Origin of the sequence: Bailinhaonella thermotolerans (genome assembly GCF_003594875.1) — a bacterium.
GTDB lineage: Bacteria > Actinomycetota > Actinomycetes > Streptosporangiales > Streptosporangiaceae > Bailinhaonella > Bailinhaonella thermotolerans.
Genome location: NZ_QZEY01000004.1, coordinates 646,469 through 672,753, shown reverse-complemented (window position 1 = coordinate 672,753; position 26,285 = coordinate 646,469). Strand labels below are relative to the sequence as shown.

28 protein-coding genes are annotated in these 26,285 nt (G+C 74.3%); 10 read left to right on the top strand and 18 right to left on the bottom strand.

What is annotated here, in order from left to right; all coding sequences use genetic code 11:
- Window positions 1-15: 15 nt before the first annotated feature.
- On the top strand, window positions 16-1,221 hold the full coding sequence (locus tag D5H75_RS15385; protein WP_202638174.1) for an MFS transporter: 1,206 nt from the start codon (window positions 16-18) through the stop codon (window positions 1,219-1,221).
- A gap of 34 nt (window positions 1,222-1,255) precedes the next feature.
- Here the strand turns inward: D5H75_RS15385 and D5H75_RS44125 are convergent, their stop codons facing one another.
- Window positions 1,256-1,390, bottom strand: coding sequence for a hypothetical protein (locus D5H75_RS44125; RefSeq protein WP_277949943.1), 135 nt, complete (start codon window positions 1,388-1,390; stop codon window positions 1,256-1,258).
- A gap of 150 nt (window positions 1,391-1,540) precedes the next feature.
- Between D5H75_RS44125 and D5H75_RS44120 the strand changes: the two genes are divergently transcribed.
- Together D5H75_RS44120 and D5H75_RS15375 are read left to right on the top strand one after the other, a co-directional pair.
- Window positions 1,541-3,073, top strand: coding sequence for a sialidase family protein (locus D5H75_RS44120; protein ID WP_202638173.1), 1,533 nt, complete (start codon window positions 1,541-1,543; stop codon window positions 3,071-3,073).
- Between the two features lie 684 nt (window positions 3,074-3,757).
- Window positions 3,758-4,381, top strand: coding sequence for an FMN-dependent NADH-azoreductase (locus tag D5H75_RS15375; RefSeq protein WP_119927081.1), 624 nt, complete (start codon window positions 3,758-3,760; stop codon window positions 4,379-4,381).
- A 141-nt stretch (window positions 4,382-4,522) separates the two neighbouring features.
- Here D5H75_RS15375 and D5H75_RS15370 read toward each other — a convergent pair whose 3' ends face one another.
- Window positions 4,523-7,099, bottom strand: coding sequence for an FtsX-like permease family protein (locus D5H75_RS15370; RefSeq protein WP_147425156.1), 2,577 nt, complete (start codon window positions 7,097-7,099; stop codon window positions 4,523-4,525).
- A gap of 4 nt (window positions 7,100-7,103) precedes the next feature.
- Complete coding sequence (locus tag D5H75_RS15365; protein ID WP_119927079.1) at window positions 7,104-7,859, bottom strand: ABC transporter ATP-binding protein; 756 nt, start codon at window positions 7,857-7,859, stop codon at window positions 7,104-7,106.
- A gap of 310 nt (window positions 7,860-8,169) precedes the next feature.
- On the opposite strand from D5H75_RS15365, the gene D5H75_RS15360 reads away from it, so the two are divergent.
- The 3 genes from D5H75_RS15360 to D5H75_RS15350 all read left to right on the top strand — a co-directional run bounded on the left by D5H75_RS15360 (window position 8,170) and on the right by D5H75_RS15350 (window position 9,885).
- Window positions 8,170-8,658 carry a MarR family winged helix-turn-helix transcriptional regulator gene (locus D5H75_RS15360; RefSeq protein WP_119927078.1) on the top strand — a complete coding sequence of 163 codons (489 nt, stop codon included), beginning with the start codon at window positions 8,170-8,172 and terminating at the stop codon, window positions 8,656-8,658.
- A gap of 87 nt (window positions 8,659-8,745) precedes the next feature.
- Window positions 8,746-9,381, top strand: a complete 636-nt coding sequence (locus D5H75_RS15355; RefSeq protein WP_242454250.1) for an RNA polymerase sigma factor — start codon at window positions 8,746-8,748, stop codon at window positions 9,379-9,381.
- A 48-nt stretch (window positions 9,382-9,429) separates the two neighbouring features.
- A complete protein-coding gene (locus D5H75_RS15350) occupies window positions 9,430-9,885 on the top strand; it encodes a peroxiredoxin family protein (protein WP_119927077.1) in 456 nt (151 codons plus the stop codon).
- Window positions 9,886-10,072: 187 nt separating this feature from the next.
- Here D5H75_RS15350 and D5H75_RS15345 read toward each other — a convergent pair whose 3' ends face one another.
- The 9 genes from D5H75_RS15345 to D5H75_RS15305 form a co-directional block, all read right to left on the bottom strand.
- Window positions 10,073-11,833, bottom strand: a complete 1,761-nt coding sequence (locus tag D5H75_RS15345) for an amidohydrolase (protein ID WP_119927076.1) — start codon at window positions 11,831-11,833, stop codon at window positions 10,073-10,075.
- A gap of 114 nt (window positions 11,834-11,947) precedes the next feature.
- Complete coding sequence (locus tag D5H75_RS15340) at window positions 11,948-13,336, bottom strand: MFS transporter (protein ID WP_119927075.1); 1,389 nt, start codon at window positions 13,334-13,336, stop codon at window positions 11,948-11,950.
- A gap of 137 nt (window positions 13,337-13,473) precedes the next feature.
- Entirely contained in the window at window positions 13,474-14,007 is a 534-nt protein-coding gene (locus tag D5H75_RS15335) for a flavin reductase family protein (protein WP_119927074.1), read from the bottom strand.
- A 16-nt stretch (window positions 14,008-14,023) separates the two neighbouring features.
- A complete protein-coding gene (locus tag D5H75_RS15330) occupies window positions 14,024-14,368 on the bottom strand; it encodes a cupin domain-containing protein (protein ID WP_119927073.1) in 345 nt (114 codons plus the stop codon).
- A 15-nt stretch (window positions 14,369-14,383) separates the two neighbouring features.
- The gene (locus D5H75_RS15325; RefSeq protein ID WP_119927072.1) at window positions 14,384-15,838 is read right to left on the bottom strand and encodes a 4-hydroxyphenylacetate 3-hydroxylase family protein; all 1,455 of its coding nucleotides are present in this window, start codon (window positions 15,836-15,838) and stop codon (window positions 14,384-14,386) included.
- Window positions 15,838-16,524: a DUF2848 family protein gene (locus D5H75_RS15320; RefSeq protein WP_119927071.1), complete on the bottom strand. Its 687-nt coding sequence runs from the start codon at window positions 16,522-16,524 to the stop codon at window positions 15,838-15,840. Before D5H75_RS15320 ends, D5H75_RS15325 begins: the two co-directional genes overlap by 1 nt.
- Window positions 16,521-17,330: a carbon-nitrogen family hydrolase gene (locus D5H75_RS15315; protein ID WP_119927070.1), complete on the bottom strand. Its 810-nt coding sequence runs from the start codon at window positions 17,328-17,330 to the stop codon at window positions 16,521-16,523. The genes D5H75_RS15320 and D5H75_RS15315 overlap by 4 nt, the downstream gene beginning before the upstream one ends.
- Window positions 17,327-18,016 (bottom strand): GntR family transcriptional regulator, encoded by a 690-nt coding sequence (locus tag D5H75_RS15310; protein WP_119927069.1) that lies wholly within the window; start codon window positions 18,014-18,016, stop codon window positions 17,327-17,329. Before D5H75_RS15310 ends, D5H75_RS15315 begins: the two co-directional genes overlap by 4 nt.
- Before the next feature lie 190 nt (window positions 18,017-18,206).
- Window positions 18,207-18,866, bottom strand: coding sequence for a TetR/AcrR family transcriptional regulator C-terminal domain-containing protein (locus D5H75_RS15305; protein ID WP_119927068.1), 660 nt, complete (start codon window positions 18,864-18,866; stop codon window positions 18,207-18,209).
- A gap of 199 nt (window positions 18,867-19,065) precedes the next feature.
- On the opposite strand from D5H75_RS15305, the gene D5H75_RS15300 reads away from it, so the two are divergent.
- Window positions 19,066-20,553, top strand: a complete 1,488-nt coding sequence (locus D5H75_RS15300; protein WP_119927067.1) for an APC family permease — start codon at window positions 19,066-19,068, stop codon at window positions 20,551-20,553.
- Between the two features lie 49 nt (window positions 20,554-20,602).
- Window positions 20,603-21,064, top strand: coding sequence for a MarR family winged helix-turn-helix transcriptional regulator (locus tag D5H75_RS15295; RefSeq protein WP_119927066.1), 462 nt, complete (start codon window positions 20,603-20,605; stop codon window positions 21,062-21,064).
- A 59-nt stretch (window positions 21,065-21,123) separates the two neighbouring features.
- Here the strand turns inward: D5H75_RS15295 and D5H75_RS15290 are convergent, their stop codons facing one another.
- The 3 genes from D5H75_RS15290 to D5H75_RS15280 all read right to left on the bottom strand — a co-directional run bounded on the left by D5H75_RS15290 (window position 21,124) and on the right by D5H75_RS15280 (window position 22,340).
- Window positions 21,124-21,486 (bottom strand): nuclear transport factor 2 family protein, encoded by a 363-nt coding sequence (locus D5H75_RS15290; RefSeq protein ID WP_202638172.1) that lies wholly within the window; start codon window positions 21,484-21,486, stop codon window positions 21,124-21,126.
- A 132-nt stretch (window positions 21,487-21,618) separates the two neighbouring features.
- Complete coding sequence (locus D5H75_RS15285) at window positions 21,619-21,861, bottom strand: HGxxPAAW family protein (protein WP_119927064.1); 243 nt, start codon at window positions 21,859-21,861, stop codon at window positions 21,619-21,621.
- Window positions 21,858-22,340, bottom strand: a complete 483-nt coding sequence (locus D5H75_RS15280; protein ID WP_119927063.1) for a MarR family winged helix-turn-helix transcriptional regulator — start codon at window positions 22,338-22,340, stop codon at window positions 21,858-21,860. The genes D5H75_RS15285 and D5H75_RS15280 overlap by 4 nt, the downstream gene beginning before the upstream one ends.
- Before the next feature lie 105 nt (window positions 22,341-22,445).
- Between D5H75_RS15280 and D5H75_RS41555 the strand changes: the two genes are divergently transcribed.
- The gene (locus tag D5H75_RS41555) at window positions 22,446-22,622 is read left to right on the top strand and encodes a hypothetical protein (protein WP_202638171.1); all 177 of its coding nucleotides are present in this window, start codon (window positions 22,446-22,448) and stop codon (window positions 22,620-22,622) included.
- 127 nt (window positions 22,623-22,749) lie between these two features.
- Window positions 22,750-23,187, top strand: a complete 438-nt coding sequence (locus D5H75_RS15275) for a DUF2269 family protein (protein WP_119927062.1) — start codon at window positions 22,750-22,752, stop codon at window positions 23,185-23,187.
- Between the two features lie 95 nt (window positions 23,188-23,282).
- On the opposite strand, the gene D5H75_RS15270 is transcribed toward D5H75_RS15275, so the two are convergent.
- From D5H75_RS15270 to D5H75_RS15260, 3 genes are all read right to left on the bottom strand, one after another.
- Window positions 23,283-24,536: a cytochrome P450 gene (locus D5H75_RS15270; protein ID WP_119927061.1), complete on the bottom strand. Its 1,254-nt coding sequence runs from the start codon at window positions 24,534-24,536 to the stop codon at window positions 23,283-23,285.
- 227 nt (window positions 24,537-24,763) lie between these two features.
- Window positions 24,764-25,384 carry a TetR/AcrR family transcriptional regulator gene (locus D5H75_RS15265; protein ID WP_202638170.1) on the bottom strand — a complete coding sequence of 207 codons (621 nt, stop codon included), beginning with the start codon at window positions 25,382-25,384 and terminating at the stop codon, window positions 24,764-24,766.
- Window positions 25,385-25,541: 157 nt separating this feature from the next.
- Window positions 25,542-26,153: an ankyrin repeat domain-containing protein gene (locus D5H75_RS15260; RefSeq protein ID WP_242454249.1), complete on the bottom strand. Its 612-nt coding sequence runs from the start codon at window positions 26,151-26,153 to the stop codon at window positions 25,542-25,544.
- Window positions 26,154-26,285 lie beyond the last annotated feature (132 nt).

Sequence of the window (26,285 nt, the reverse complement as noted above, 5' to 3'; positions counted from 1 at the left end):
TGTCGGAGGAGTGGAATGACCTCTCTCACGACCGCCCCGGAGCGGCCGGCGATCCGCTGGCGCCCGCACGCGGCGCTGTTGTCGTTCGGGGTGTTCGCCGTCGGGACAGACGGCTTCGTCATCGCCGGCCTGCTCCCCGCCATCGCCGGGTCGCTGCACGTCAGCGTGGCCGCCGCCGGCCAGCTCGTCACGGTCTTCGCCATCAGCTACGCCGTGCTCGCCCCGGTGCTGGCCGCGCTGACCGCCTCCTGGTCCCGCCGGGCCGTGCTCGTCACCGCGCTCGCCGTCTTCACGATAGGCAACGCGGTGACCGCGCTCGCGCCCGGATACGGGCTGGTCCTGGCCTCGCGCGCCCTCGCCGCGGCCGGCGCCGCCCTGTTCACCGCCACCGCCACCGCCACCGCCGCGATGCTCGCCGGGGAGCGCGAGCGCGGGCGGGCCATCGCGATCGTCATGCTCGGCTCGACCACCTCGCTCGTGTTCGGCGCGCCGCTGGGCACCCTCGTCGGCGGGAACCTGGACTGGCGGGCGACCATGTGGCTCGTGAGCGGCCTGGGCCTGCTGGCCGTGCCGGGGATCGCCCTGTGGCTGCCCGCGCGCGGCCGCGGCGTGTCCCCGGGCGTGCGCGGCTACCTCGCCCCGCTGCGGAACCCGCGGGTCGTCGGGCTGCTGGTCACCACGGTCGTGGCCTTCGTCGGCATCTACATGCCCTACACCTACATCAGCGAGATCTTCGCCCCGGCGATCGGCCACGGCCCGGACGCCCTGGCGATGCTGCTGCTGACGTTCGGGATCGCGGGCACCCTGGGCAACATCACCGCGGGCCACCAGGCGGACCGCCGGGGCGCGCGGCGGGTCGTCATCGCCGTGACGCTGGCCCTGGGCGTGGTGTTCGCCCTGACGCCCCTGGCCACCGGCACGATCCCGGCGGCGCTCGTGGCCGTCGTGCTGTCCGGCTTCTTCTCCTTCGGCGTCACCACCCCGCAGCAGCACCGGATCATCGCGCTCACTCCGAGCGGCCAGTCGCTGGTCACCTCGCTCTACCAGTCAGCGGTGTACCTGGCGGTGTCGCTGTCGGGCGCGGCCGGCGCGCTCGGCCTGCAGGCCTTCGGCTCGCAGGCCCTGCCCCTGCTCGCCGCGGTCCTCGTCTTCGCCGCCGCCGTCCTCACCGTGCTCCTGGACCGGACGCGTCCCGGCGAGGGCCCCGCCGAAGCCGCCTGACCCGGACCCGCCCCCCTCGGCCGCAGCCGTACGGCTAAACGCCCGCCGCCCCACGGCCGAGGGGGCGGCGGCCGTACGGCGGCGCGGGGGGCGGCAGCCGTACGGCGGCGCGGGGGGCGGGCGGCGCGCCGGAGGGCTCGACCGCGCCGGGCGGGGCGACGAGCGGCATTCGGACAACGGAGGGCGGTATCCGGACAACGGAGGGACGAAACGATCTTGCGGTTGTAGTCTTCCCCGCGGCTTCCGCCGACCACCGGGCGCCGTGCCATCCCGGTGTGGCGCCGACATCCCCCGAGAGACGAAGATGAGGAAAACCCCCGTGATCCGACCCTTCAGGGCCCTGTCAGCCGCAGCGGCCGTCCTGGCCGCCTGCCTCGCCGTGCAGCCGGCCGCCGCGGACGAGACCGGCGTCCAGAGACCCGTCGCCTCAGACGGCACCGGGACCGAGAGACCCGCCGCCGCGGACGAGTCCGGGACTCCGGGACCCGTCGTCGTGCGGCCGGTCTCGGGCCTGAGCCCGCTGCCCGCCGGGTGCGGGCTTCCCCCCGCCGACGGCTACACCCTCAATCCGAACACCGAGGTCCTGCCCATGCTGGCGCGTGACCCGAGGCGGCCGCAGCGCCTGGTCACGGTGTTCCAGCAGGACCGCTGGAACCGGTACGGCAGCAACGGCGCGGTCGCCGCCGTGTCGGACGACTACGGCCTGACCTGGCGGCGGTCCGAGAACCTGCCCGCCTTCTCCCGGTGCAACGGAGGCACGGCCGCCAACGGCGGGGACTACGACGTCACGACGGACCACTGGGTCACGGTCACGCCGTCGGGCGCGGCGGTGGCCGCGTCGCTGTCGATGTCCCGCGCCGGCGACGTGACGGCCATCCTGGTCGCCCGCTCCGGCGACGGCGGCCGGACCTGGGACGCGCCGGTCACCCTGAAGCGGGACGACAACCCGCGCTTCTTCAACGACCGCCCGTCGGTGACCGCGGACCCGTACCGTCCCGGCGTGGTCTACGCGGTCTGGGACCGCGTGGACGACCAGTCCACCAGCACCACGCCGAACTGGGTGCAGCCGATCTACCTGGCCAAGTCCACCGACGACGGGCGCACCTGGACCACGAGCAAGGTCTACGACGTGCCCGCGAACAGCGGCGTCATCGGCACGCAGCTCGTGCCGCTCCCCGACGGGACGCTGCTGATCGGCATGCACCACGAGACGGTCACCGACGGCGCCACCCAGGTCATCCGCTCCACCGACGGCGGCAAGACCTGGTCGGCCCCCACGCTGAACGTCCCGGCCCCGCTCGCGGTGGGCCCCCGCATCCCCGACCCGGACGGCTCCGGCGACCCGATCCGCAACGCCGCCCTCCCGCTGCTGGCCGCCCAGCCGGGCACGAAGACGGTCAGCGCCGTCTGGCAGAGCCAGGACGCCGACGGCACCTTCCACGTGGCCTACTCGCGCTCCGCCGACGGCGGGAAGACCTGGTCCTCCCCCATCCGCGTGGACAAGACCCCGACCGGCTCGGCCGCCGTGCCGGTCGTCGCCGCGTCGCGCACGGGCACCGTGGCGATCACCTACTACGACTTCCGCGCCAACACCCCCGACCCCGCCACCCTGCCCACCGACCTGTGGGCCGTCACCTGCTCGAGCCGCTGCACCGACCCGGGGGCGTGGCGTGAGCGCCACATCGAGGGGCCGTTCGACTCCCGCCGGTTCCCCGCGACCAGCGTGGGGCGCCTGATCGGCGACTACACCGGCCTGGTCTCCGTCGGCGCCGCCTTCACCGCGGTGTACGGCGTGACCACCGGCGACCCCGCCAACCCGGTCGACCTCCACAGCGCCGTCTTCCCCGGCTGACCCCCGGCACCCCGCCGCGGTGGGCCCCCGCCCACCGCGGCCCGCCCCGGAGCCCCATCGCGGGGGCCGGAGAGCCCACCGCGACCCGAGGCCCACCCCCGCCCCGCCGTACCGCTGAACCAACCGCGCCGACGACAGCATCGTGTTCGCGTGCACCCGCGCCTCGGGACGACCTGCTCGTCGTCCTCGCCGCCCGCACCCCCTGACAGGATCGTCTCCCGAACCGCCGGTCGAACGGCCCGCGGACACGCTCGATCACGCGCCCGCGCGGCGACCGCCGAACGGATCTCCGCTGCCGGCGCCTCTGACCGCCTGCGCTCTGGTCGATCGGCCGCTCTCGGTCAGCGCATCGCTCGCCCGCTGCGGCCCCCGCCCCGGCTTCGCTCCTCGGCGAGATCGTCCTCGATGCCCCTCGCCGGCCGCTGAAGGACCCTCGTGATCGACAACCGGTCCAGGCCGCGTGGACCAATACTCCGCCCGCCATCGTCAAGACCGCCTGGGCCTGGACTATCTGGCGCTCGCCGCCGCCCGGCGGGCTGAGCGAGGCGTGTTTCCACGCGGGTGGTCGTGGAGGGCGATCGGTGGCGGGGTTCGGTGGCGCCTTCGCTGGCTCTTGCTTAAGCGGACTGCGGTCCATATAGTCGGATCGTCACTAACCGGACCGTAGTCCGAAAAGGATGGATCATGAGTGGTCTTCTTTACATCTCGGCTTCCCCTCGGGGGGCGGAGTCGATCTCGGGGGGCATCGCCGAGACGTTCATCGAGGAGTACCGGGCCACGCACCCGGGACGGGAGGTCGAGCGGTTCGACCTGTGGGACGGCACGCTGCCCGAGTTCGGGCCCGCCGCCGCGGCCGCGAAGATGACCGTGTTCGGCGGGGGCACGCCCGAGGGTGAGCAGGCCGAGGCGTGGGACGCCGCCCTCCGGACGTTCGAGCGCTTCGACTCCTTCGACCGCTACCTGTTCGGCGTGCCCATGTGGAACGCGGGCGTGCCGTACAAGCTCAAGCAGTTCATCGACGTCGTCAGCCAGCCGGCGAAGATCTTCGAGGTGCACCCGGAGACGGGTTACCGCTCCCTGCTCACGGGCAAGCGGGCCGCCGTGATCTACACCAGCGCGGTGTGGGGAGCCGGCCTCGGCCCGGAGTTCGGCAGCGACTTCCAGTCCACGTTCTTCAACGACTGGCTGCGCTGGACGGGCATCCAGGACATCCAGGAGATCCGCCACCACCCCACCCTGACCGGCTCCTACGACCTCGAACGCAAGCGCGCCGACGAACGCGCCCGCGAGATCGCCCGGACCTTCTAGCCCCGGCCGAAGGAGCGCCGCCCCCGGCCGGGCGGGCGGAGACCGGCGCGGACCGCCGGGACACCCCCGGACGGTCGGGGCGCGTCAGGCCGGCCGGGGGCGGGGAGGGGCGCCGGCCGCGGGACCGTTCCCGGCTCGCGGTCACTCCGTCGCCGCCGCCGTCAGGATGGGTACGGCCGCCGCGCGGCGGGTGGGCAGGGCCGAGGTCGCCAGGGTGGCGGCCGCCGCGGCGGCGGCGATGGCCGGGAAGAGCCACCAGGGCGGGGCCGGGCGCAGGTAGGAGCTGCCGGTCGTCACGTGCAGCAGTGTGAGGGCGCCCAGCGCGATCACGAGGCCGAGGGCCGTGCCCAGGGTGACGACGGTGGCGGCCTCCCAGCGGACGATCGCGCGGATCTGCCGCCCCGTCGCGCCCACGGCAGCCAGCAGGCCGAACTCGCGGGTGCGCTCGGCGACGCTCATCGACACCGTGGTCGCCATCCCGAACAGCGCCAGCAGCAGCGCCAGGCCGGCGAAGCCGTGCGTCGCCCGCAGGGCCCGGGTGAGGGGCCGGGACGCCGCCTCGACGTACGCGTCACGCCCGAGGACCCGCACACCTGGGATCCCGGCCACGGCGCGGGCCAGGGCCTCCCGCGAGCCGCCGCGCACGAGGACGGCCTGGGTGGCGGCGTTCGCGTCGAGCCGGTCCATCGTCGCCTGGGCCACCAGCGCCTGGTCGGCGAACAGGTGGGAGGGGTCGTGGTACGCGCCCGTCACGGTGAGCGCGACCCGGCCCCGCGCTGCGCGTACGACGATGTCCTGGCCGCTCCGCAGGCCGAGCCGCTCCAGGACGGCCGACGACAGCGCGATCTCCCCGGGGCGCGGCGCGGGGGGCCGCCCGCCCAGCCGGAGCACGTCGCGCGGGCCGTCCTGCCCGGCGGCGCTGACCAGGAGCGGCTCCGCCCCCGGCACCGGAGACGACACCGGCGTGACCTGGGTCCGCGTCAGGGCGACGGCCCGGGACACCCCCGGCGCCCCCGCCACCGCCGCCGCGACGTCCCGGGGCAGCGGCGCGGGCGCGCCCTCGGCGGTCCTGGCGGTCGAGGCGATCGCGTGCTCGGCCGCCATCACCTGCCGGCCCGCCTCCCGGAAGCGGTCCTGCGCCGACAGCGTGACCAGCGCCACGGAGGCGACCAGCGCGACGCCGAGCATCACCGACGAGGCGGCCGAGGAGACCCGGCGCGGGCTGCGCGTGATGGTGGCGCGCGCCAGCCGCGCGGTCTCCCCGCCGGCGAGTGCCCCGAGGCGGCCCACCAGCCCGCCCAGCGGGCCGACGAAGTACGGCGTGAGCATGGCGAGCCCGGTCACGGCGAGCATCGCCCCGAAGACGATCATCAGTCCGACCACGAACGTGCGGTCGGGGCCGGGCGGCTCCTCGGCCCGGACCGCCACGGCCACTCCGAACAGGAGGATCGCCCCGGCGGAGAGGGCCGCCGCGGACAGCAGCCGCGGCCAGGACCGTTCCCGGGACTCGGCGGCCGTGCCGCGCAGCGCCTGGACGGGCGGGACGGCCGCCGCGCGGCGGGCGGCGCGCCACGCGGCGGCCTGGGTGACCAGGATCCCGGCCGCGGCCGGGACGGTCAGCGCGGCCCAGCCGGTCTGGGGGGCGGCGGCGGAGACGTCGAAGCCGTCCCGGGCGAACAGCCGGACGATCAGCTCGGCCAGCGGGAATCCGGCGGCGAGGCCGCCCGCCGAGGCGACGGCGCCCACCGCCAGAGCCTCCAGCCGGATGAGCCGGCCGATCTGCCGCGGTGTGGCGCCGATCGCGCCGAGGAGCGCGAGCCTGCGGGTGCGCTGCCGGACGAGGGCCCCGAAGGTGTTGGCCACCACGAACAGCCCGACGAAGATCGCCACGGAGGCGAGCATGCCGACGACCCCGGCGATCGAGGCGCCCTCGCCCGAGGCGGCCGCGGCCTGCGCCAGCCGTACGGACCCGGCGGTGCGCACCGTGGCCGCGCCGCCGAGCTCACGGGCCAGCTCACCGCGCAGCCGTTCGGCGGGCACTCCCGGGGCGGCCTTCACCCAGACGCCCTGCCAGCTTCCGGCGGGCAGCGCCGCGGCACGCCGTACGGCCTCGGGCGGGGCCAGCACCAGGTCGCCGGCGGCCACCGCGTCGCGGCCCTGGACGGTGACGATCCCGGTGATCCGCACCCGGTGCGCCCGATGCGGCAGCGTCAGCGTCATGGCGTCGCCGACGCTCAGCTCCCCGGCGCGCGACAGGTGCCGGACGACCGCCACCTCGCCGTCGGCGGAGGGGGCGCGTCCCGCCTCCAGCCGGTAGGGGTTGAGCCGCGGATCCGGCACCCAGGGACGCAGCAGTGTGCGGCCCTCGGCCGCCGCCATGATCCCCCGCCCGTCGGTCCGGGAGGCGGTCACCGCGACCTCGGCGTCCCCTGCGGCGGCCGCCACCGAGGGCAGGGCGGTGATCCGGTCGAGCCGGATCCGGCCGTCGGGCGGCGCGAAGGGGTCGCCCGGGTCGGCCGTCCCGCCCCGCACGAGCACGTCCGCGCGGAAGTACTCGCTCGCGTCACTGCCGGCCACGGCCTCCTGCGCGCGCAGCGCGAACTGCAGCGAGGCCGCGATGAGCGCGATCGACCCCAGCGCCGCCAGCAGCGTGGCGGTCAGCCGCACCCACCCCTCGGCGAAGGTCCGGCGCGCGATGAGCCACAACGGGTTCCCCACGGCGTCAGCCCTCGATCTCGCGCATGCGCGCGTGCACGGCGTCGATGGCGGGCTCCGCCAGTTCGTCCACGATCGCCCCGTCGGCCAGGAACAGCACCCGGTCGGCGTGCGCGGCGGCCACCGGGTCGTGCGTGACCATGACCACCGTCTGCCGGTGCGTGTCGACGGCCGCGCGCAGGAAGCCCAGCACCTCCGCGCCGGAACGGGAGTCCAGGTTCCCGGTCGGCTCGTCGGCGAACAGCACCTCCGGCCTGGTGAGCAGCGCCCGCGCGACCGCCACGCGCTGCTGCTGGCCGCCGGACATCTCCGCGGGGCGGTGGCCCAGCCGGGCGCGCAGCCCCAGCGCGTCCACGACGGTGTCGAACCAGGCCGGATCCACGCGGCGTCCCGCGAGCCGGGCGGTGAGCCGGATGTTCTCCTCGGCCGTCAGCACCGGCAGGAGGTTGAACGACTGGAAGACGAAGCCCAGCCGGTCGCGGCGCAGCTCGGCGAGCCGCGTGCGCGACAGGCCGGTGATGTCGATCCCGCCGACGACGACGCTGCCGGACGTCACGGCGTCCAGGCCCGCAAGGCAGTGCAGGAAGGTCGACTTCCCCGACCCCGAAGGCCCCATGATCGCGGTGAACTCGCCCCGGACGAACGCCGCCGACACCCCGCGCAGCGCCGTCACCGCGCCGTCGCCGGACCCGTGGGTCTTGACCACGTCCGCCGCGACCATGACCTGGCCGGTGGCGCGCGCGCCGGCGGGAGCCCCGATCATCGGCGCCCTCCCGCGATCCCGGCGGACGCCCGCCGCGGGCGGCTCGGCGAGGGACGGCGCGCCGGAAGGTCCCGCCCGGCCGCCGATGCCGGGTACGGCACGGCGCGGCGGCGGGGGACGCCGTACGGGGGGCGAGGGGGGCGCGGAGCGGGGTCGCGCGGCGGCGTGCCGGTCTCCGCGAGGGGGGTCACGGCGGTGACCCCGGGTGCGCGCCGGCGGGTCGGCTCGGGCATGGGCGTCTCCTGATCGCTCAAGTCTTCCGTGAGATAATCTCATGTGAGACTACCTCACGTGGCACTAGAGTGGACGCATGCTCGACGACCTGCTCGAACGCTTCCTGTCCGGAGACGGCGGCCCGGCCGCCGATCACGTGGGGCTCGGCATGCTGCTGGCCGAGGCCCACAACCGGAGCCGGGAGCGGCTGAACCTGGCGCTGCGCCCGCTGGGCGTCGACGTCCGCGGGCTCGCCGTGCTGCTGGCGCTGCCGATGTACGGCCCGGTGAGCCAGCGGGACCTGATCGGCCACCTCGGCATCGACAAGTCCACGATGGTCCGGGTCATCGACGAACTGGAGAAGGCCGGGCTCGTCTCCCGGGAACGGGACCCCCAGGACCGCCGCGCGCACGCGATCGTCCTGACGCCGCACGGCGAGCAGACCCTGTCCGAGGCCAGACGAGTCACCGACCGGGTCGGCGGGGACCTCTTCGGCGGGCTCACGGAATCCGACCGCCACCGCCTGACGGCCCTGCTCCGCGCCATCGCCGCCCGGGCCGCGCGGACCCCGCCCGGCCCCCCGTGATCCCGGGAGCGGGCGCCCCGGCCGCGGGGGGCGTTTCCGTGATGACGTGAATCCTTTTCGGGGGTGGGGGGCTCTTATGGGGTGATCGTGTCGCTGGGAGGGATCGGGGTGGGTGGCGTGGAGGTGCCGGGGCGGCGGGGGTGGGTCGGCGCGGCGGTGATCGAGGCGGCCCAGGCCGGGGATCGGGAGTCGATCGCGGCGGTGGTGGAGGGGGCGCATTCGCACGTGCGGCGCTTCGCGGAGCATCTGTGCTCGTCGCCGCAGGACGCCGAGGACGCGGCGCAGGAGGCGCTGATCATCCTCTATCGGAAGATCGGGACGCTGCGCGCCACCGCGGCGCTGGCGTCGTGGATGTTCCGGATCGTCCGGAACGAGTGCCTGCGCCGGGCCCGGCTGCTGGTCGACCGGCATGACGAGATCGGGGGCGGGCCCGCGTCCTCGGCCGAGGAGGAGGTCCTCCGGCGGCTGGAGGCCGAGGTCGTCGCGCAGGCGATCAGGGAGCTGCCGGACGTCCAGCGCAGAGTGCTGATCATGCGGGACGTGCTGGGCCATCCGGGGCGGGTGGTCGCCGAGAGGCTGGGCCTGAGCACCCCCGCGATGAAGTCCCAGCTCCACCGGGCCCGCGCCGCGGTCCGGCACAGCCTGGCCGGCGAGGACCCCGGCCCGGCAGGAAGGGCAACGGGCGGGTCCGGCCCGCGTGACCCCGGGACCGCCGGCGCCTGAGCCGCGCGGCCCGTGTTCCCCTCACTCGAATCGAAGAGGAGTCCCGCCATGCTCGAAATCGGATCGCCCGCGCCCGACGTGGTCCTGGAGGACACGGACGGCCTGGCCGTACGCCTGCCGGAGCCCCAGGGCGCGGTGCTCGTCTACCTCATGCGGTCGGCGTCGTGCCCGGTGTGCGGCAGGCACGTCCGGGACCTCGTCCGGCGCCGGAATGAGTTCGCCGCCGCCGGCGTCCGGGTGCTCGTCGCGGTGCCGGAGGACCGGGACACGGCGGCCGCGTGGAAGGCGGGACGCGGGATCCCGTTCCCCGTCCTCGCGGGCGGCGCCGCGCACGAGGTGATGGGGCTGGGCAGGAAGGCTTTCGGCTCGCTGCGGCGGTCGGGCAGCGTCCTCATCGACGCCCGGGGCGTCGTCCGCCACGCCCACGGCGCCACCCTGCCCACCGCCGCCTATGACAGGAAGGGGATCGAGGCCGCCGTCCGGTCCCTCGGCGGCCCCGGGTGATCCGGGCGGCTCTCCGGGGGTGATCGGGGACCGGCGCGGGCGGAGGGGCACGGCCGCGCGTGGCCGTACCCCTCCGCCCGGATGGCCGCCCCGGCCGCCCCGGCCGCGCCGATCGCGGCGGTCGCGGCGGTCGCGCCGGTCGCGGCGGCCATGCAAGCCGCCGGGATCTGCCGGGACGGGCCCCGGGCTATCGGAAGGACGGGTCGCGGTAGGTCTCCGCGCCCTCGAACAGGGTCAGGAGCACCTTCGTCTCGCTCGTCCGGGTGACCGGGATCTCGAAGAGGTTCTGGTCGAGCACGACGAGGTCCGCCTTCTTGCCCACCTCGATCGAGCCGCGCTCCCGCTCCGCGAAGATCATGCGGGCGCCGTTGACCGTGTAGCTGGCGATCATGTCGTGCAGGGAGGCGCGCTCCCTCGGCCAGGCCGCCCGGTCCAGGTCCTCCTCGCGGGTCGTGGCGGGATCCAGCCTGGTCATGCCGGCCTCGATGCCGGTGAGCGGGTACATGTCCCGCTCGAACGTGTCGCTTGAGGGGAAGTCGCTCGACGAGACGACCGGGATGCCGGCGTCCAGGTAGCTCTGGAAGCGGTTGAGGTTCTTCAGCTTGTTCTTCGGCACGTCGTCGTACCAGTCCTTGCCGAACCACGGCGGCTGCGGGACCGGGATAGCCCCGAGCCGCTTGAACCGCCGCACGTCCCTCTCCCGCACCCAGTCCGCGTGGGTCACGACGTGCCGGGAGTCCCGCGGGCCGTTCTTCCTGGCGGCGTACTCGAACGCGTCCAGGGCGTTGCCCGACGGATAGAACTCCGGGTTCCCGATCGCGTGGACGTAGACGCGGAACCCCTTCCTGTCGAGGGCGGCGACGGTCTCCTCCAGGACCCGCTGGTCCCACACCAGCCGGCCGGCCCCGACCCCGTCGGAGAAGATCTTCACGGTGTCGATCCGGTACTTCCCGCCCTGGTACCTGGCGCGCAGGGCCACGAGGTCGTCGACCTGCTCGGTGCCCCGGTTCTCGTCGGCCCACAGCCCGAGGTCGAAGCGGACCGTCAGCTCGCCCGCCTCGTCCATCGCCTCGAACGCCTCCAGGAGGCTGGTCGTCGGGTAGTGCACCGGGACGAAGGCCGAGGTGATGCCGTCCGCCGCGGCGGCCTTCTGCCAGGCCGCGATGGTCTGGCGGTACTGGCCGACCGTGAAGTCCGGCTGCGGGAGGGCGTTGATGACCAGGTTCTGCGCCGAGAACTCGTGGACGATCCCGTTGGGCTCGCCGGTCTTCTCGTCCCGTTCGATGACGCCGCCGGGCGGGTCCTGCGTGTCCTTGGTGATCCCGGCGAGTTCGAGGGCCTTGGAGTTCACCAGCAGGCTGTGGTGCCCGTTGGAGATGATCACCACGGGCACGTCGGGCACCACCGCGTCGAGGAGCTCCTTGGGCATCACGCCGGCCGCCTTGGCGTCGCTCGCGGCGCCGTCCCAGCCGACGCCCCGCACCTGCGCGGCCGCCGGGTTCCGCTCGCGGTACGCGCGGAGCGCGGCCTGCCGTTCCCGGACCGTGCCGTAGGGGTTCAGGCTGAGCCAGAACAGGCTCTCGGCCATGAGGTACGCGTGGTTGTGGCCGTCGACGAACCCGGGCAGCGCCATCCTGCCGGCCAGGTCGATCACCCGCGTCCGCGGGCCGGTGTGGGCCGCGACGCCGGAGTCGCCGCCGACGTACGCGATCTCGCCGTTCCTGACCGCGACGGCCTGGGCCCAGGCCTCGCCCCGGCCCATCGTGTAGATCCGGCCGTTGCGCAGGACCAGGTCCGCCGCCCGGGCCGAGGCGGGGGGCGGGGCCCCGGCGCCGCCCGCCGGGGACGGGGACGGGGAGGCGGCGGCGCCGGGGGATGGGCCGAGGACGGCGGCCGAGGAGAACGCGAGCGCCGACACCGCGACGACCGCGCTGAATCGTGTGACCATTGCACGCCTTTCGATTGCCGATGCGGGGGTGAGGGGGGCCTCCGGGCACGTCGCGCCGCCGATCCGGTACGGCGCGCGCGGGAGGGATCGGATCCGGCGGCGCGGACGGGACGCCTAGCTCTGCGGCGACGGCCTCGGCGTGCCGGGCAGCCCGGCGGCGTCCGGGTCCGCGGCAGGCCCGCCCTGGGTGACGTCGGCCAGGTCCACCGTGCGCGTCTCCCGCGCGATCAGCGTGGCCACCAGGGAGACCGCGCCCATGGCGGCGAGGTAGGCGCCGATGGCGTACCCGGTGCCGAACCTCGCGTAGAGGGCGATCGCGATGATGGGAGCCAGCGAGCCGGCGAGCACGGACGCCAGGTTGTACGCCAGCGAGACGCCGGTGTACCGGACCTCCGTGGGGAAGAGCTCGCAGAAGAAGGCGCCGATGACCGAGCTGAACGCGGCGAAGATCAGCAGCCCGCCGGCCACGGCCACGATGATGGCGGCGGTGTTCCTGGTGTCGAGCAGGGCGAAGAAGACGAAGCCCCAGACGATGGTGGCGGCCGAGGCCGCGAGGTAGATGGGCCGCCTGCCCCGGCGGTCGGCCAGGACGGCGAACAGCGGGATGGCGACCACCGCGACGCCCTGGCCGATCATGACCGCCGTGAGCCCGACGGACTTGCCGAGGCCGAGCATCTCGGTGACGTACGTGATCACCAGGAGCGAGAAGATGTAGAAGCCGGCGTTCTCGCCGAAGCGGGTGGCGGCGGCGAGCACGACCGCGCGCCAGTGGTGGCGGATCACCAGGCCGGCGGGCAGCCGCGGCGGCTCACCGGCCCGGGCCGCCTCGGCCCGCTGGAAGAGCGGGGTCTCCGCGACGTACAGCCGCAGCCACAGGCCGATGACCACGAGCAGCGCGGAGAGCGCGAACGCGACGCGCCAGCCCCAGGCCAGGAAGGCGTCCTCGGGCATGGCCGCGCCGAGCACGGCCAGCGCGCCCGCGGCCAGGAGGTTGCCCAGCGGCGGCCCGACGTTGGGCCAGGACGCCCAGAACGCCCGGCGGGTCCGGTCGCCGTGCTCGGACACCAGGAGGACCGCGCCGCCCCACTCGCCGCCCAGGGCGAAGCCCTGGACCAGCCGGAGCAGGACCAAGATGGCGGGCGCGGCCAGGCCGATCGAGGAGTACGGCGGGAGCAGCGCGATGAGGAACGTCGCCGCGCCCATCAGCAGCAGGCTGGCGATGAGGGTGGCGCGGCGTCCCCTGCGGTCGCCGTAGTGGCCGAGGACGGCCGCGCCGATGGGCCGGGCGACGAACCCGACGGCGTAGGTGGCGAACGCCAGCATGGTGCCCACCAGGGGCTCGGCGTCGGGGAAGAAGAGCCGGTTGAACACGAGCGCCGAGGCCGTGCCGTACAGGAAGAAGTCGTACCACTCCATGGCCGTGCCGGCGAGGCTGGAGGCGGCGACGAGGGGCAGGCTGGTGTGGGCCGCGCGCTTGGTAGGTTGGGCTGAGGTATCGGTCATGCCGACCTCCTGCGGTCGAGTCCGAGCGAGCTGAAGGTGACGAGGCTGCGCGGGGGCGCGGGGACCGGTGCCCTCACCCCGGCGGCTGTGGGCGCAGCCGCCGGGGTTTCACGGGCGGGAGAGGGCCGCCGCGCGGGCTAGAAGATCCAGTGGACGGGTTCGTGCCCGCGGGCGACGACGTCGCTGAACTTGCCCGCGAGGTATCCGAGGGGTTCGCCCTCGCGTTCGCAGATGCTGTGCACCTCGCCGATGACGACGAGGTGGTCGCCGGCGGCGAAGTGCCGCTCGACCGCGCATTCCAGGTGGGCGAAGGCGTCGGGGATCACCGGGACGCCGTGCCGTTCGTGGGTCACGTCGAGCCCGGCGAAGTGGTCCTCCCCCGGCCTGGCGAAGCGCAGGGCGATCTGCTCCTGCCGGGCGGAGAGGATGTTGACCGCGAACCGTCCCGATCGGGTGACGGCGTCGGTGCTGCGCGCGCCGATGGTCAGGCACACCAGCAGCAGGGGCGGGCTGAGCGAGACCGAGGTCAGCGAGTTGACGGTCATGCCGTGCGGCGTCCCGTCCAGGCTGGTGGTGACCACGGCGACTCCGGTGGCGAAGCGGCCCATGGCGCGGCGCATGGTCAGGGGGTCGATGGCGTTGTCCGGGCCGGCGAGGTTGACGGAAGGCATGCGGCCTCCAGGGCGGTCAGGCGCGGTAGCGGACTTCGAAGGTCACGACGCCTTCGTCGGTGCGCCAGGGGCCGTGCGGCATCCCGGGCGGGCGGCAGGCGTACATGCCCTTGACGAAGGTCTGGCCGAGGGTGAGGTCGGTGAACGAGCCTTCGAGGATGTAGACCTCCTCCCAGAAGTCGTGCTTCTGCACGCCCATCGGGGTGGAGTCGGCTCCCGGCTCGTAGCGCAGGATGCGGGTGGCGACCCCGGTCTCGGGGTCCGCGGCGAGGATCCGTTCGACGATCTTGGGGTCGCCGCCGGGGCAGACGGTGAAGTCCACGTCGGTGACCGGGAAGAACTCGCGCTCGGGCTTGCTCATCGTGCTCCTCGGGGGTCAGGCGCTGTCGGCGACGTCGTACGCGGCGAGGAAGCCCTCGACGTCGGCCACGGGCCGGTCGAAGCCGTAGTTGCGGAAGGCGTAGCCCTTCACGACGAACGGCGCGCCGGCGTAGAAGAGCTCGTACTGGTGGTGGCGGCCGGCGAACTCGCTGCCGATGGCGTCCCAGGCGAGCTTGAACAGTTTCACGCGCTCCTCGGCGGGCGCGTTCGGGCTGTAGACGTAGCGGTCGATGTCGGCGCGGGTCTTCGGGTTCGTCATGTCGGCGACGCTGGAGGGGACCTGCAGGACGCCGCCGCCGACGAGGTCCCGCAGGATGGCGAGGACGCGGGGGTAGAGCTCGGACTGCAGGCCCATCGCGCCGTAGAGCGCCCGCCCGCCGGGCCGCCACATGCCCTGCTCGTCCGGGGCCGCGGTGTACTCGGCGGCCAGCACCGCCGACTCGACGAGGGAGACCAGGCTCGCCATCTCGCCGAGCCGCTCCACCACGCCCGGGAACTTGTCCACGCCGTTCACCGCGGCGACCTTCCTGGCCAGCCCGGCCAGGAACTGCAGCTTGACCGAGAACCGGATCTGCGCCTGCCAGTTCCCCAGCGCGTGGGCGCCGGTGTCGAAGAACTGCCTGCGCAGCCCGGCGACGTCCCGGTAGACGAACACCCGCTCCCACGGGACGAACACGTCGTCGAACACCACCAGGGCGTCGGTCTCGTCGAACCGCGTGGTCAGCGGATAGTCGTAGCGGCTGGTCGCCGCGGGGGCGTAGGGGCGGCGGCAGTACAGCTTGAGCCCCTCGGCCGCCACCGGCACGGCGAAGCTGATCGCGAAGTCGGTGTCCTCGGGCGTCAGCGGCTTGATGCAGGACACGAGGATCTCGTCGGCGACCGCGCCGCCGGTGGCCAGCATCTGCGCGCCCCGCACGACGATGCCGTCCGGCCGTTCCGCGGCCACGCCGACCTGGACCAGCTCCCCGTCCCAGGCGTGGGCGGTGGTGGCCCGCGACACCTGCGGCGGGATGATCGCGTACGACAGGTAGAGGTTCTCCTCGGCGACCCGCCTCTGGTAGGCCACGACGTTGGCGGCCAGGTCATGGTCCCCGGCCGCGAAGGCCTCCGGGTGCGCGGCGAACGCGGCCAGGAACGCCCCGACGTGGTCGGGGCTGCGGCCCACCCAGCCGTGCGTGTGCCGCGCCCACGTGGTGACCGCCTCGCGGAACGCCGTCAGGTCCTCCCGGCTGCGCGGGGCGGTGAACAGGCGGTTCACGGTCGCGCCGGTGCCCGGGTCGGTACGGCTCAAGCCGGAGGCCGGGTCGGCCGCGATGTCGAACAACTCGGCGACCGTGCGCGCGATGGGCGCGAACGCCGGATGGTGGGCCACGTCCCCCACGCTTTCGCCGTCGACGTAGACGCGGCGGCCGTCCTTCAAGGAGGTCAGGTAGTCGGATCCGGTTCGCATCACACACTCCTCCGCTTGATCTCATAGGCGTGGGTCAGGTCTTCTCCCCCGGGCAGTTCCAGGCGGACCCGCCAGTGGCTCCCGTGCGCGAAGGTCCCGCCGAGGAGCGGCAGCGTCCCGCAGAACAGGACGAGGTCCCGCGGCACGGCGCCGATCACCGCGGTCATCCGTTCCAGCAGCTCGGCGGGGTGCCGCAGCGCGGACACGCTCCCCCGCTGGTACGGCTCCCCGTCCACGGCGCAGTCGGCGGTCAGCGCGTCCCAGTCCAGCGAGGACGGGCCGGCCGCCAGCTCGACGACGGTGCCCCCGATCGGCTTGGGGCAGGCCGCCTTCGACTCGGCGACGCCGGTGCGCTCCAGCTCGCGGTCGGTGTGGTCGGATCCCACCCCGAGGAAGTACCGCCCTCCCGCCCGGATCAGCACCGGCTCGACCTCCCCCGAGGTGGCCGCGCCGCCGACCTCGACCACCGGGTCGGTGGTCAGCAGGGCCACGTCGAGGTCGTAGAAGGTCGGCACGCTCGGCGGGCGCGGCACCCCGATCGCCTCCAGCTCGGCGATGTGGGCCTCGACGGCCGCCTGGTCGCGCCCGGTGTAGCCCGCGACGATCAGCTTGTCCGGGACGATCGCCAGTCGTTCGCCGGAACCGGCGACCTCCACGGTCACCCGGGTCGGACGGTCGGTCGTCATCTCCCCACCTCTCGGCTTCCCCCGGCGTACGGCCACCGGCGGTCGGCCAGCACCGGGAACTCGGCGCGCACCTTCGCGACCACGGCCGGGTCGATCTCGCAGAACGTGACTCCCTCGTCGTCGCCCGCCTCGGCGAGGACGGTCCCCCACGGGTCGACGACGCGGCTGTGCCCGCCGAGCACGACCCCGCCGTCCTGGACCCCGACGGCGTTGCAGGCGATCAGCAGCACCTGCTCCTCCACCGCGCGGCAGGAGGTGAACAGGCGCCAGTGCTCGCGCCGCGCCGCGGGCCAGGCCGCCGGCACCACCACCGTCCGCGCGCCCCGGTCCACCAGGTCCCGCCACAGTTCGGGGAACCGCAGGTCGTAGCAGGTGGTGGCGCCCAGGGGCCCGAACGGCGTCTCGCGCACCTCGAGCGCGTCACCGGGCGTGAGCAGCTCGGCCTCCCGCGAGGCGTACCCGAACACGTGCACCTTGCGGTACGTGTGCGCGATCCGGCCGTCGGGCGCGACCAGCACGGCGGTGTTGAACAGGCGGCCCGCGCCGTCCCGCTCCACGATGCTCCCCGCGTGGACGTGCGCGCCCAGGTCCCTGGCCCAGCCGCGGGCGGCCGCCACCGTCGGGCCCTCCAGCGGCTCGGCCCGCTCGGCGTAGCGGTCGAAGGCGAAGTAACCCGCCGCCCACAGCTCCGGCAGCACCACCAGGTCGGCGCCCCGGGCCCCGGCCACCATCGCGGCGACCCGTTCCCGGCGCTCGGCCGGAGCCTCCTCGGGCGGGCTGGCCACCTGCACCAGCGCGACCCTCATGACGGGCTCACCACCGGGTGCTCCCGGGCGCTCCAGCCGACCACGTCGGGGAGGTGCAGGGCGGCCTTGGTGCTGGCCAGGTGGGCGTGCACCGCCGCGCCGGCCGCGTCGGCCTCCCCGGTCCTGAGCGCGGCCACGATCGCGGCGTGCTCGCCGAGCACCGCGCGGGCGCGGTCCCGCTCGCTCGCCACCGCGTGCAGGCCCATCCGGACCTGCCGGTCGCGCAGCGACTCGTAGAACTCGGCGAGCACCGGGTTGCCCGCCCGGCGCACGATCGCCCGGTGGAACGCCCGGTCCAGCTCGATGAACGTCACCGCGTCGCCGATCACCCCCTCCTGTTCCGCCAGCAGCGCCTCCAGCTCGCCGATCAGGCCCTCGCCCGCGGGTGTCACCTGCCGGACGCACCAGTCCTCGACGAGTTCGCGCGCCTGCATCACGGCGCGGACCTCCTCGTCGGTGATCGGCGGCACGAAGACGCCCTTCTTCGGCACGATCTGCAAAAAGCCCTCGGCCTCCAGCCGCAGCAGCGCCTCACGCACCGGGGTGCGGGACGTGCCGGTCTCCCTGGCCACCTCCGCCTCGCTCAAGAACCTGCCCTCATGCCGCGGCGACCGCGCGATGTGCTCCTTGAGCCACCGGTACGCCGCGTCCTGGGCAGAGCCTCCACCGTCTCGTAGACCGCTCATAGGCAGCTTGTATACATGACGCCGACAAGCCGGACAAGAGGGTCCGCGCCGCCTCTTCCCCGCGTCCGGCCCGCGCCGGGCCGCTCGCCCGGCTTCCCGGCGACCGCCCCGGGCCGCGTTCCCGTCCGTCCCGCGCCGACGCCTGGGCGCGAGCCGTACGGCGGGGCGGGCGCGGCGGGGACCTGGGCGTTCAGCGGGCCGCTTCGGGCTCCGCCGGGGCGGCGGCGTCCCGGGGCGGCGGTTCGCCGAGCAGGGCGCGGAAGCCGGTGAGCAGGGCCCGCAGCCCGAGCTCGAAGGCGCGCTCGGCGCGGCCGCCGCCGGCGGAGCCCTGGTCCAGGACGGCGCTGAGGCGGGGCGCGGCCTCGCGGTCCACGCCGGAAAGCATCACGCTGGGCGCGACCAGGTCGAGGGCGGACCCCAGGACGAAGCTCTCCAGCGCGGTGACGAGCGGCAGCACGTGCTCCCCGGCGAACCCGGCGTCCAGGAGGAGGCCCGCGACCCGTTCGTACATGGCGTGCATGAAGGGCTCGGCGAGCGGGGCGACGGCGAGCAGGGGCACGGCCCCCGGATGCGCGGCGAAGGCGTCCCGGTAGGACCTGGCCCAGTCCTCCAGCGCCCTGTCCCAGGGCTGGGACGGGTCCGGGCTGAGGTCGGAGGTGAGGATCAGCTCCTCGCGCATCAGGGCGATGATCTCGTCGCGCCCGGTGACGTGGTAGTAGAGCGCCGAGGGGGCGACCCCCAGGCTCCTGGCCAGGGCGGGGATGCTGAGAGCGCCCTGCTCGTCGGCGAGCTTGAGGGCGGCGGCGCCGATCCGCCGCCGGTCCAGCAGGGGCGTGCGCGGTCGTCCCACCGATGCTCCTCGCGTCCTGCGCCGGTCCCCGGCGTCACCCAGACTTTACCGAAAACCATTCAGTAAAAGGTCTTCCCAGACGGCCCGGCCGCGCTTACATTTCTCCGCAACTGAAGGGCTTTCAGTTGGGCTCGCGGAGGGCGGCTCCTGCCCGGGGCGTCCCCCACACTCCGTTCACCCCCACACCGCGGAGACCCCCATGACCGAACCTCTCGTCCCCGCCACCCCCCGGCGGCAGGCGCGGCCCGCCGGATCGGCGCCCGGCCCCAGGCTGCGGCGCGGCACCCTCGGAGTCGCCGACATCGTCTTCTTCGTGGTGGCCGCCGCCGCCCCCCTGACGGTGATGGCCGGGGTCGCACCCCTGGCCATCCTCTTCGGCGGGATCGGCGCCCCGGTCGCCTACCTGGCCGTCGGGGTGGTGCTCTGCCTGTTCGCGGTCGGCTTCACCGCGATGACGCCGTACATCCGCAACGCCGGGGCCTTCTACTCCTACATCGCCCGGGGGATGGGACGGCCGGCGGGCCTCGGGGCTGCGCTGCTCGCGCTGTTCTCCTACAACGCGCTGCAGATCGGCATGTTCGGGGCCTTCGGCTTCTTCTCGGCCACGACCGTCAGCGAGCTGCTCGGCGTCGACCTGCCCTGGCCGGTGTACGCCTTCGCCGGGATCGTCCTCGTCTGGTTCCTCGGCTACCGCTCGATCAACCTCGGCGCCAGGGTGCTGGCCGCCCTGCTCGTCGCGGAGACCGCGATCCTGCTGCTGCTGGCCGTCGCGGTCCTTTCGGCGGGCGGCGCGGACGGGCTCCGCCTGGACTCCTTCTCCCCCGGGAACGTCTTCACCTCCGACATGAACGGCCCCCTGGGCCTCGCCGTCGCCGCCTTCATCGGCTTCGAGGCCACCGCCATCTACCGCGAGGAGGCCCGCCACCCCGACCGCGCCGTGCCCCGGGCCACCTACGTCGCGGTCGGCTTCCTCGGCCTGTTCTACGCCTTCATCACCTGGATCATCGTGCAGGCGTTCGGCAGCGGCCAGGCCGTCGCCGTCGCGCGAAGCGGCCCGTCGGAGATGTTCTTCACCGCCATGACCCGGTACGTCGGGGACTGGGCCAGCGACCTGCAGCGCGTCCTCATCGTCACCAGCCTGCTGGCCGCCCTGCTCGCCTTCCACAACACCGTCACCCGCTACGTCTACGCCCTGTCCGCCGAGCACGCCCTCCCCGCCGCGCTCGGCCGGGTCCACCGAAGGCACGGCTCGCCGTGGATCGCCGGGGTCGTCCAGAGCGTCCTCGCCGTCGTGGTCGTGAGCGTGTTCGCCCTGATCGGCACCGACCCCTACACCCAGTTCTTCCTGTGGGTGAACACCCCGGGCGTCGTCGGGGTCCTCGCCCTGCAGGCCGTGGCGGCGTTCGCCGTGCTCCGCTTCTTCCGCCGGGGCGGCGCCGCGCGGGGCGAGGGACGCCTGCGCACCCTGGCCGCGCCCGCCGCCGCCGGGGTCCTGCTCACCGCGGCCACCGCCCTGGTCTGCTGGCGGCTGGACCTGCTCACCGGCGCGGGCCCGGCCGTCAACTGGACGCTGGCCGCCCTCACCCCGGCCGTCTTCGGCACCGGCGTGCTCCTCGCCGCCCGCCTCCGCCGGACCCGCCCCGACGTCTACACCCGCCTCGCCACGACGGACATCGACGCCCCCTGACCTCCGAGATTATTCAGTTCGAAACTGTTCACTGCGATATCTTCCGTCCATGACGGAGACGCGATGGCTCGACGACGAGGAGCAGCGGAGCTGGCGGGCGTTCGGGCTGGCGACCCGGCTGCTGCTCGACCGGCTCGAACGGGATCTGCAGGAGGCGGCCGGGATGCCGCCGACCTACTACGAGCTGCTGGTGCTGCTGTCGGAGGCCCCCGGCAGGACGATGCGCATGAGCGAGCTGGCGCGGTGGACGCACTCCAAGCCGAGCCGGATCTCGCACGCCGTCGGCAAGCTGGAGCAGGCCGGCTGGGTACGGCGTGAGCACCTGGAGTCCGACCGGCGCGGCTGGCTGGCCGTTCTCACCGACGAGGGCCAGGCCGCCCTGCGGGTCGCGGCCCCGGCCCACGTCCAGAGCGTCCGTGCCCACCTCATCGACGTCCTGTCCCCCGAGCAGGTGCGGCAGCTCGGCGACATCGGCGAGACCCTGCTCCGGCACCTCCTGCCCGGCGAGTGACCGGCGAGCGGCCCTCCCCCGGGTCCTGGTGAGTGCGTACGGCTCGCGGGCGCGCCCGGTCAGTTCAGCGTGCCGGCGAAGACCACGATCTGGTCGATGGCGCCCCTGGGGGTGAGGTGCACCACATCCATCCCGGTCAGCAGGGGGACGCCGTCGCCGCCCTCGAAGCGCCACCCGAAGCGCGCCCACTCCTCGGGCGCGTCCACCCCGGTCGTGCGGGAGAACCGGCAGGGCCCCGCCGGATGCCCCTGGACCACCTCGGTGATGAAGTCCTCGACGGCCTGCCGCCCGACCCGGCGTCCCAGCGGCCCCCAGAAGACCACGTCGGCCGTCAGCGAGCGCCGCAGCAGCGCCGTGCGCGCCCCGGCCTCCCGCGTGTTGATCGCCTCGATGAACACGTCGATGACACTGGAACCGTCCACCATGGCGCACCCTCCCGCCCCGAGCCACCCCGGCGGGTCGTCCGCCCGCCGACCCGATCATATTTCCGCCCGACCGCCCCTCCCCGCCACGCGGGCCCCGCTCCGCCGGGGGACGGCGGAGCGGGCCGGGGGTCAGGGGGTGGGGGTGGCGCGGTCCGCCTGGGGGGCGGGGGTGCGGGGCTGTTCCACGATCACGTCGGACATGATGTCGAAGACCAGGGCGAGGACGCCGCCGACGGCCGCGACGGCGACGCCGGCGGCCACGAGGATCCAGTTGGGGCCGAGGGTGAGGGCGATCCCGGCCAGGGTGAAGCCCACCAGGATCGCGGTCACCGCGGCCCAGGAGCCGGGGCGTCCGGTGTGGCTGCTGCTCATGTGCGGTCTCCTTCCGCCGGGGAGGCCCCGGCCGCTCGCGCCGCCGCGATCACGCGGGTCAGCGCCCGGTGCAGGTCCTGGAGCTCCTGGAGGGGCAGGCCGAGGCGTTCGACGATCGCCGGGGGGATCTCCTCGGCGCGGGCCCGCAGGTCCCGGCCCGCCGGGGTGAGGCGCACCGCGAGGGCGCGCTCGTCCCTGGCGTCGCGCCTTCGCTCGAGGTAGCCCAGCGCCTCCAGCCGTTTGAGCAGCGGGGACAGGGTGCCGGGGTCGAGCTGGAGCAGGCGGCCGAGCTCCTTGACCGACAGGGGCTCGTTCTCCCACAGCGCCAGCATCACGAGGTACTGCGGGTGGGTGAGCCCCATCGGCTGCAGCAGCGGCCGGTAGAGCCCGATGACGCTGCGCGAGGCGATGGCCAGCGCGAAGCAGACCTGCTGCTCCAGTGAGAGCGGGTTGCCCGGAAGCGGTGTGCCCGACGTCATGCGACCCCCTCCCAGGGCTCGGCGTACACTGTTTTGTGTACCAATGGTTTGCACGCAATATATCGCACCCGATTCTCCCCGTTTCGCCCGGTATCAGGAGCGCCGATGTTCCACCGCAAGCCCCTCGAACAGCGCATCGCCGAGCGTCAGGCCGCACTGCCGCCGCTGAAGGAGGGCAAGCACTTCGAGCACGGGCCGGCCAAGTTCGTCTTCATCGCCGCGGCCCTCGGCGCGACGGTGATCCACGTGATCCTGCTCGTGGTCGTGATGCTCCTCGGCTGAGCCCGCCACCGCCGGGCGCCCCGCCCGGCCTCCCGTAGGCGCCCCCCGTAGGCTCTGGTCGCGCGCGACCCGCCGGCCGCCGCGCCCGTTCCGGACGAGAAATGGAGGAAAGCCGGGTGAAGAGGCCGTGACCTGGTGGAGCGTCATCCGGTTCCTGCACGTGCTGTCCGCCGCGCTGTGGGTCGGCGGGCAGCTCACCGTGTCCCTGGTCGTGCTGCCCCTCGCGCGGCGGATGTTCGACGCCGGGCGGCGGGCCGAGGTGCTGCGCGCGGTCGGCCGCCGCTTCGGGCTGATCACCGCGGCGGTCTTCCTGCCGGTCCAGCTCGTCACCGGCGTGGCCCTCGCCGCGCGCAAGGGCGTCACCTGGGAGTCCCTGGCCGACCCCGGCTACGGCCGGATCCTGCTGGCCAAGCTCCTGCTGTTCTGCGCCGTCATGGCCGCCGCCGCCCTGCACGGGTGGGCGAGCGGCGCCGGCCGCCCCCGCCTGGCCCGCGCCCTGGCCGTCTCCTCCCTCCTCGGCTCCCTCGGCGTCGTCCTCCTGGCCACCGCCCTCCCCGTCACCTGACACGCCCCCGAGCCCGGCCGTCGTCTCCCGGTCCGGCCGTCGTCTCCCGGTCCGGCGGCGGTCCCGTCCGCTCCGCCCGCGGGCGCCGTACGGCCTCAGCCCCTGCGGGCTCCGGGGGTGAAGGCCACGGGCATCTCCTTCAGCCCGTTGATGAAGTTGGAGCGGAGCCGCCGGGCGGGGCCCGCGGGGCGGATGGACGGCATGCGGTCCAGGAGGGCCCCGAACAGCACCCGCAGCTCCAGCCGGGCCAGGTGGGTGCCCAGGCAGAAGTGGGGCCCGCCCGCGCCGAACCCGATGTGGGGGTTGGGCGAGCGGCCGACGTCGAAGACCGACGGGTCGGCGAACACCTCCTCGTCGCGGTTCGCCGAGGAGTAGAAGAAGACGACCTTCTCCCCGGCCCGGATCGTCCTGCCGCCCAGCTCGACGTCCCTCGTCGCCATCCGGCGCATGAGGTTGACCGGGGAGACGAAGCGCACGATCTCGTCGGGCGCGGTGGCCAGCAGGTCCCGGTCCTCGATCAGGCGCCGCCACTGGTCCGGGTGCTCGAAGAAGGCGAGCATGCCCCCGGCCGCGCCGTTGCGCACGGTCTCGTTCCCGGCGATGAGCAGGAGCAGGACGAACAGGCAGATCTCGGTGTCGCTGAGCGTCTCCCCCCGCTCGTTCGGTTCGAGGAGCTGGCTGATGATGTCGTCGCGCGGGGCCCGGCGGCGCTGCTCGGCGATCTCCAGCGCCCAGGACAGGATCTGCGCCGCGCCCTCCTTGGAGTCCTCCTCGGAGGTGTTGAGCTCGGGGTCGTCGAACCCGACCAGCCGGTTGGACAGGTGGAAGATCCGGTTCCGGTCGGTCACCGGCGCGCCGAGCATCTCGCAGATCACGTAGATGGGGAGCTGCGCGGCGATGTCCTCGACGAAGTCGCACTCGCCGCGCTCGATCACGTCGTCGATGAGCTGGTCGCAGATCTCGGTGACGTGCCGGGTGAGCTGCTTGATCATGCGGGGCGTGAAGCCGCGGTTGACGAAGGCCCGCTGCCGCGTGTGCTGCGGCGGGTCCATGTTCAGCATCATCAGCCGGTAGTACTCCAGGTCCTGCTCGGCCAGCTCCTTGAACAGCGCGCCCCGCGCCCAGGAGGAGAAGCACTCGGGCGTCCGCGAGGCGGTCGTGATGTCGGCGTGCCGGGTGAGGACCCAGAACCCCGGCACGTCCGGGTCCGGATCGTGGTGCCAGTGCACCGGGTCGTGCCGGCGCAGCCAGGCGAACTGTTCGTGCGGGATCCCGCCCCGCTCGTAGAGGCCGGGATCGATGATGTCGATTCGGGGGGCGGACGCGGTGGCGGACGCTGCCTCGGCCACGGGGGCTCCTCAGGTAGGGACGATCTCGGGGGCGGGTCGCCCGCCGGGTGCCGTCGCGCCACGCGCACCCGGCCGGGAGGGGTCGCGGGAGCGCGACCACACCAAGCGCTTGTTCAATTTGAGGCCGGACGAGCCCTTAGATCGGGTTTCGGACTTAGATCGGATGCTGCATCTAAATCGGGCCCGGGGTCAACTGTGAGAAAGGGCACACCGCCCTGGCGCGGAGGTCAGTCCGGCTGACGCCGCGCGGCCGAGGGCGTGCCGATCAGGTCCGCCAGCCCGGCCAGGAGCAGGTCGTCGGGCATCGTGGAGGGGTCCAGGCGGTGCTGTACGGCGGCGCCGACGATGAGCCCGAGCACGAGCGCCGCGGCGTCGTCCGGGGCGTGGCGCAGCGGCGCCCCCGTCTGCTCGGCCCAGTCGCGCAGGCCCTCGCCGAGCCGCCGCCGGATGTCGCGGTACCGCTCGGCCAGCGGCTCGGCCATCACCGGGTCGCGCACCCCCTGCAGCCAGAGCTCCATCTCCAGCAGCAGCCAGGCGTCCCCGCGCCGCCCCTGCGCCCCGTTCAGGCTGCGCCAGATCGCGGTGAGGCGCTCGTCCAGCGCGGGCATGCGCTCGAACGCGGCGGTCAGCACCTCCACCGTCTCTTCCTTCCACACCTCCAGCAGCGCCAGGAGCAGCCCCTCCTTGCCACCGAAGTGCTTGTAGAGCGCGCCCGTCGTCCGGTCGGCCGCGTCCGCCACGGCCTCGGCCGAGACCCCGGCGTACCCCTTCCGGGCGAACAGGTCCGCCGCCGCGTCGATCAGCCTGCGCCTCGTCTCGGCCTTGCGCTGCTCCTGCGTCCTCGCCACCACTCGCCTCTGCGCGTGAGATCCGGTCCCGGATCCGTCCGCCGGCCCGGGTCCACGATCCTTTCACGCGCCCCCGCCCGGGCGGCAGCCGTACCGGCCGGGGGCCGTGGTGTACGGCGGGCGCGCCGCCGTACACCACGGCCCGGGCGGGCGGCGGTCAGCCGGAGGGCGGGATCTCGCGGGCGCCCGCCGCGGCGAGGATGGCGGCGATCTCCCGGTGGCCCTTGGCGCGGGCGTGGTAGAGGGGGCTGGCCCCGTCGCGGTCGGCGAGGTCGGGGTCGGCGCCCGCGTCCAGGAGCAGGCGGACGATCCGCTGGTGGCGCTCGCCCCCGTCGCCGAGGATGACCGCCTCCAGCAGGCCGGTCCAGCCCAGGTCGTTGACGTGGTTCACGTCGATGCCGGTCTTGAGCACGGCGCGGACGTAGTCCACGTGGCCGCGTTCGCAGGCGGGGATCAGGGCGACGCCGCCGTACCGGTTGGTGAGGGTGAGGTCGGGCCGGGCCGGGAGCAGGGCCTCCAGCATGGCCACGCTGCCGGTGACGCCGGTGACCAGGAACGCGCTGTCGCGCCGGTCGTCCTGGGCGTCGGGGTCGGCGCCCGCCGCCACGAGGATCCGGGCGGCCTCGACGTGGTCGCCCAGCGCGGCGAGCAGGAGCGGGGTCCGGCCGCGTTCGTCCCGCGCCTCGACGCGGGCGCCGGCCTGGAGGGCGCGGCGCACCTCGGCGGCGTCGCCGGACGCGGCGGCTGTGAGCAGGTCCTGGTCGGACACGGCGGTCCTCCTTCGGGTCGGCGCCGGGGACGGTCCCGGGCGGGCGGGGGCGCAGGCGGCCGCGGCGAGCGCGCTCCCGAGGAGGGCGAGCGCCCGCCGGCGGCCGTACGTCGCGGTCATTCTCCTGGTTCG

Excerpts from the sequence above, each read along its gene's own strand:
- D5H75_RS15385 (WP_202638174.1), top strand. The coding sequence starts at position 16 with ATGACCTCTCTCACGACCGCCCCGGAGCGGCCGGCGATCCGCTGGCGC.
- D5H75_RS44125 (WP_277949943.1), bottom strand. The coding sequence starts at position 1,390 with ATGCCGCTCGTCGCCCCGCCCGGCGCGGTCGAGCCCTCCGGCGCGCCG.
- D5H75_RS15375 (WP_119927081.1), top strand. The coding sequence starts at position 3,758 with ATGAGTGGTCTTCTTTACATCTCGGCTTCCCCTCGGGGGGCGGAGTCG.
- D5H75_RS15365 (WP_119927079.1), bottom strand. The coding sequence starts at position 7,859 with ATGATCGGGGCTCCCGCCGGCGCGCGCGCCACCGGCCAGGTCATGGTC.
- D5H75_RS15360 (WP_119927078.1), top strand. The coding sequence starts at position 8,170 with ATGCTCGACGACCTGCTCGAACGCTTCCTGTCCGGAGACGGCGGCCCG.
- D5H75_RS15350 (WP_119927077.1), top strand. The coding sequence starts at position 9,430 with ATGCTCGAAATCGGATCGCCCGCGCCCGACGTGGTCCTGGAGGACACG.
- D5H75_RS15345 (WP_119927076.1), bottom strand. The coding sequence starts at position 11,833 with ATGGTCACACGATTCAGCGCGGTCGTCGCGGTGTCGGCGCTCGCGTTC.
- D5H75_RS15340 (WP_119927075.1), bottom strand. The coding sequence starts at position 13,336 with ATGACCGATACCTCAGCCCAACCTACCAAGCGCGCGGCCCACACCAGC.
- D5H75_RS15335 (WP_119927074.1), bottom strand. The coding sequence starts at position 14,007 with ATGCCTTCCGTCAACCTCGCCGGCCCGGACAACGCCATCGACCCCCTG.
- D5H75_RS15330 (WP_119927073.1), bottom strand. The coding sequence starts at position 14,368 with ATGAGCAAGCCCGAGCGCGAGTTCTTCCCGGTCACCGACGTGGACTTC.
- D5H75_RS15325 (WP_119927072.1), bottom strand. The coding sequence starts at position 15,838 with ATGCGAACCGGATCCGACTACCTGACCTCCTTGAAGGACGGCCGCCGC.
- D5H75_RS15320 (WP_119927071.1), bottom strand. The coding sequence starts at position 16,524 with ATGACGACCGACCGTCCGACCCGGGTGACCGTGGAGGTCGCCGGTTCC.
- D5H75_RS15315 (WP_119927070.1), bottom strand. The coding sequence starts at position 17,330 with ATGAGGGTCGCGCTGGTGCAGGTGGCCAGCCCGCCCGAGGAGGCTCCG.
- D5H75_RS15310 (WP_119927069.1), bottom strand. The coding sequence starts at position 18,016 with ATGAGCGGTCTACGAGACGGTGGAGGCTCTGCCCAGGACGCGGCGTAC.
- D5H75_RS15300 (WP_119927067.1), top strand. The coding sequence starts at position 19,066 with ATGACCGAACCTCTCGTCCCCGCCACCCCCCGGCGGCAGGCGCGGCCC.
- D5H75_RS15295 (WP_119927066.1), top strand. The coding sequence starts at position 20,603 with ATGACGGAGACGCGATGGCTCGACGACGAGGAGCAGCGGAGCTGGCGG.
- D5H75_RS15285 (WP_119927064.1), bottom strand. The coding sequence starts at position 21,861 with ATGAGCAGCAGCCACACCGGACGCCCCGGCTCCTGGGCCGCGGTGACC.
- D5H75_RS15280 (WP_119927063.1), bottom strand. The coding sequence starts at position 22,340 with ATGACGTCGGGCACACCGCTTCCGGGCAACCCGCTCTCACTGGAGCAG.
- D5H75_RS41555 (WP_202638171.1), top strand. The coding sequence starts at position 22,446 with ATGTTCCACCGCAAGCCCCTCGAACAGCGCATCGCCGAGCGTCAGGCC.